At 59.6% G+C, this 4,230-nt stretch carries 4 protein-coding genes and 2 pseudogenes; 5 read left to right on the forward strand and 1 reads right to left on the reverse strand.

The features are described 5' to 3' along the window. Window positions 1–738: pseudogene (locus tag WBV42_RS01700) on the forward strand (hypothetical protein); the annotation flags it as partial. Window positions 739–747: 9 nt separating this feature from the next. Here WBV42_RS01700 and WBV42_RS01705 read toward each other — a convergent pair. Continuing rightward, window positions 748–882 carry a DUF7503 family protein gene (locus WBV42_RS01705; protein ID WP_256487781.1) on the reverse strand — a complete coding sequence of 45 codons (135 nt, stop codon included), beginning with the start codon at window positions 880–882 and terminating at the stop codon, window positions 748–750. Window positions 883–1,324: 442 nt separating this feature from the next. Here WBV42_RS01705 and dps point away from each other — a divergent pair, with 442 nt between their 5' ends. The 4 genes and pseudogenes from dps to WBV42_RS01725 form a co-directional block, all read left to right on the forward strand. After that, entirely contained in the window at window positions 1,325–1,951 is a 627-nt protein-coding gene (dps, locus tag WBV42_RS01710) for a DNA protection during starvation protein (protein WP_423984497.1), read from the forward strand. A gap of 63 nt (window positions 1,952–2,014) precedes the next feature. Next, complete coding sequence (locus tag WBV42_RS01715; RefSeq protein ID WP_342766346.1) at window positions 2,015–2,377, forward strand: 2Fe-2S iron-sulfur cluster-binding protein; 363 nt, start codon at window positions 2,015–2,017, stop codon at window positions 2,375–2,377. Window positions 2,378–2,474: 97 nt separating this feature from the next. Continuing rightward, window positions 2,475–3,092: an SOUL family heme-binding protein gene (locus tag WBV42_RS01720; RefSeq protein WP_423984498.1), complete on the forward strand. Its 618-nt coding sequence runs from the start codon at window positions 2,475–2,477 to the stop codon at window positions 3,090–3,092. Window positions 3,093–3,487: 395 nt separating this feature from the next. Further along, window positions 3,488–4,230, forward strand: a pseudogene (locus WBV42_RS01725) (LeuA family protein); the annotation flags it as partial.

Here is a 4,230-nt window from a genome sequence, read left to right on the forward strand (position 1 = left end):
CCGGAGTACGATGCGGGGGAAAACCTGTACGGAAAACGGGACGAACTCGCGTTCGACATCGACGTTCATCGCGACCTCTCGGTGGACGAACTGGAATCGGTGCTCACCACGCCCACCGACTTCCTGCACTACATCGGTCACATCGAGAACGGGCGGTTCATCTGCCGCGACGGAACGCTCGACATCGAATCGGTCGATAATATCGCGGTCGATACGTTCCTGTTGAACGGCTGTCGGTCGTACGAGCCGGGAATCCAACTCATCAACTCCGGGAGCATCGGCGGCATCGTCACCTATAGCGAAATCGCGAACAAAAGCGCGATACCCATCGGTCGGACCATCGCGCGCCTTCTCAACCGGGGCTTCTCGCTTCGATCCGCTCTCGTGGTCGTTCGGGAACAGCAACTGGTCGGCAATCAGTACATCGTCGTCGGCGACGGCAGCATCGAAATCGCTCAGAGCGAAAGTGGGACGCCGTACCTCTGTCGTCTCGACGTCGACCCCGAGGGAGGATACGAACTGCGTTTGATGACTTATCCGACCGTCGATTCGGGAATGGGTTCCCTGTTTACTCCCTTCATCACCGACATCGAGCAATATTTCTTGAGCGGTGGGGTCATAGACACGTTCCACGTCGACGAGGAGACGCTGGTCCAGTTCCTCCGCCTCGAACAGTCTCCAGTCGTTATCGACGATGAACTCACGTGGTCGACAGAATTAAATCTCGAATCGCTGTAAAAACGCCCGTTATCGGATGGTTCCGCCGCCAGCGGCGGCCACGTTCCCCGTCTGGGTGAGCAGCAGGCAGATGGTGAACAGCACGCCGATCATTCGCGGGTTCTCAGTCAGGTACGTCGTTAACGTGTCATTGCTTTCGGACATCGTATATAGCCCCAGGCACCCCGGGAGAATAACTTTTTCTAAATGATAAATAGAGGAAATAAATTGGAATATATCCACCCATCCCAAGAGAAACTAGACCGTGCCGGGAAGTAGCCCCTCACGGACGTTTCGAATGGGGTGATTTCCCTTTCGACGCGACGTTCTCAATGCTGTGTATCCCCTAATGTTGGCTATCCCCTTGAGTAACCACCGATTACGGCACGTTGTCGGGCTGTCGCGCCCCCTTTCGGGGAAGAGGACCGCTCGACGGGGGGAATCGTGCCGTTCCACGTCCACCTACTGGTCGGTAACGTCTCGAATCACGACGACCCGCCAAAACGTATATCGTCCAAAAAAGTATGAGCACTTCAAAACTTCGCCCAGATATCCGAAGAAAATTTTAAGGAAACTGGAATCGATTGTGGCTTCGGGGTTAGAAACTATGTCAGATGGTAAAAAACACGGTTCCGGAAGCGTTTCGCCGGGGGACACGAGCGATCGAGTGGGAATGCAGGTGATCCGTGAGCGGGGTGGAAATCCGGAGGAGATCCGTGAGACGCTCATCGACGCCATCGGGGCAGAGTTCTCCACGTACTACTACTACACCAACCTCCGAACCCATCTCGCTGGCCACGAGGATTACAAGGAGATCACCGAGGACGCGCGACTCGAAGACCGTTCGCACTTCGAACTCGTGATGCCGCGCGTGTACGAACTCGACGGACACATCCCCGTCGACATCGGCGACTTCATGAACCGCGCGAGTTGCCCGCACGCCGAACTGCCGGACGACCCGACGGCGGAGAACATCCTCGAAGTCCTCCTCGAAGCGGAGCGCTGTGCGATCCGAACGTGGTCCGAAGTCTGTGATATGACGCAGGACTGTGATCCGCGCACCTACGACATGGCGAGCCGGATCCTGCAGGAGGAGATCGACCACGAGGCGTGGTTCATCGAACTGCTCTCGATGGAGCGCGACGGCGAGGTCAACCCCGCCGGTCACTTCGTCCGCGACCAGCCCGGCGACACGCCCTACTCCAAGAACCGTTCGTTCAACGACTCCGCGTAAGCGTTCGGCTCCCGACCGATTTCCGGCCGACAACCACATTTTCTCCCGTCCGTAACTGTGCCCGTGAGTTCCTACACCGTCGAAATCGAAGTCCCCGCCGATTGCGACATCGAACAGGCAGGCGAGACGGTCGAAATCGACGTTCCGGAGGACGAGTACATCCTCGCCGTCGCCCGAAATCAGGATATCTGGCTCCCCGCCGACTGCCAACAGGGGTGGTGTACCACCTGTGCGGCCGAACTGCTCTCCGGCGACGTGGACCAGTCCGACTCCCAGCGCTACTTCGACGTGGACCGCGAGGAGGACATGATCCTCCCGTGCACCGCGAAACCTTGCTCGGACCTCTCGCTGGAAGCCTGCCAGTACGAGGAGATGCTGGACCATCGGGCCGAACACGATAAGCCGCCCGGCACCTCGAAACGATGACGATGTGAGACCGACCTCTCGAAAAGATTCGGTCGCTGTTTCTGTCTCGTTCTAGTTGGGGAGTAGGTACTTGCCCGTCCCCGGCGTATGCCATTCGATGGCACGAATCAGCAGAACGCTCGCGCTCGGGACCGCCGTGGCGCTCGGTGCCGCGTGGGTCGGATGGGGGGCGTACATTCGACGGAAGACGGATCAGGTGCCGTACACGACCGCGCTGCACGTCGATGGGGTGGAGATCCGGCGGTATCCGGACACCGTGGTGGTGCGGACGACGGCCGACACCCAGAACGAAGCGTTCCAGCGGTTGTTCCGCTACATTCAGGGAGATAACCGGTTGGGAGAGGAGATCGAGATGACCGCGCCGGTGTCCACCGACTCCGAGACGATCGAGATGACGGCACCCGTCGCGTCCGAACGATCGGAAGCGGGCATGGAGATGTCGTTCTTCCTGCCGGGCGAGTACACGGCGGAAGGCGCGCCCAAACCGACCGACGAGGACGTCTCGGTCGAAGCCATCGGCGCGCGAACTCTCGCGGTACGCCCGTTTTCGTGGTACGCGACGGCAGATCGGGTCGAGGAGAATCGACGGCGGTTGTTCGACACCCTTTCGGCACACGACTTGACGCCGAACGGAGAGCCATTCCTGTTGCGATACGACGACCCGTGGACGCCGCCGTTCATGCGCCGGAACGAGATTGCCGTTGAGTTGGAGTGAAACTGGGATCCAACTTTCGCTGATACGAGTTGTGCTAACGTGGGAGATGTGTGTCGTCCTCGGCGAGGGCGCACTGTGCGCGCGACGATTTTCACGGCAAGTATAGTCGGAATATCGGGGACTGGAGCGTGATCGAGGCGATACCGTCAGTATGAATACTGCCGCATCGTCCGGAGTACCTTAGCTACCTTATACACATACCATCACGACGATGTCATGCGATTTCCATACTCCGGGCTGGTGTGCCATAAATTAAAATTCATTGACATTTTCTGTCTTAGCGTTACTTATAAATAGGAGGATGGCTCTCACATCGAGTACAATGTCACACAACGACATGACCCCCAAAAGGGGGGGTCGAGTTCTTCGAGGGCACACTAGCCCACACCGACGAGATTGAATCAGTTAGAATTTTCGACACGACGCTCCGCGACGGGGAGCAGACGCCACGCACCTCGTTCTCGCCTGACGAGAAGCGTGAGATCGCGGCGACGCTGGACGAGATGGGAACCCACGTCATCGAGGCTGGCTTCCCGGCCAACGGCGACGCCGAGTTCGCGGCCGTCCGCGACATCGCGGAGTCCACCGACGCCACGACGTGTGCTTTGGCACGAATCGTCGACGGCGACGTGGAAACCGCGCTGGACACCGGCGCGGAGATGGTGCACGTCTTCGCTTCAACCAGCGACGTGCAGATAGAGGATTCGATGCACACTACGCGCGAGGATGTGCTGGAACGCGCCGTCAGCTCGGTCGAACGCGTCGCCGAGGCGGGCGCGATTCCGATGTTCTCGCCGATGGACGCCACGCGAACGGATCCCGAGTACATGGCCGAGATCGTCGAGGCCGTTAGCGAGGCGGGTGCCGAGTGGATAAACATCCCTGACACCTGCGGCGTCGGGACGCCGAGTCGCTTCGCGGAGTTGGTGGCCCACGTCAGTGAGCACACCGATGCGCGTATCGACGTGCACACGCACGACGACTTCGGCATGGCGACGGCGAACGCGATCGCCGGCGTCGAGGCCGGTGCCGACCAAGTTCAGGTCAGCGTCAACGGCATCGGCGAGCGCGCCGGAAACGCGGCCTTCGAGGAGGTCGTCATGGCCGTCGAGAGCGTCTACGGTGTCGTTACCGGTAT

It is taken from the genome of Haladaptatus sp., assembly GCF_049589095.1.
Lineage (GTDB): Archaea > Halobacteriota > Halobacteria > Halobacteriales > Haladaptataceae > Haladaptatus.

Bases quoted from the DNA above. Each gene is read 5' to 3' on its own strand.
- WBV42_RS01705 (WP_256487781.1), bottom strand. From the start codon at position 882: ATGTCCGAAAGCAATGACACGTTAACGACGTACCTGACTGAGAACCCG.
- dps (WP_423984497.1), top strand. From the start codon at position 1,325: ATGTCAGATGGTAAAAAACACGGTTCCGGAAGCGTTTCGCCGGGGGAC.
- WBV42_RS01720 (WP_423984498.1), top strand. From the start codon at position 2,475: ATGGCACGAATCAGCAGAACGCTCGCGCTCGGGACCGCCGTGGCGCTC.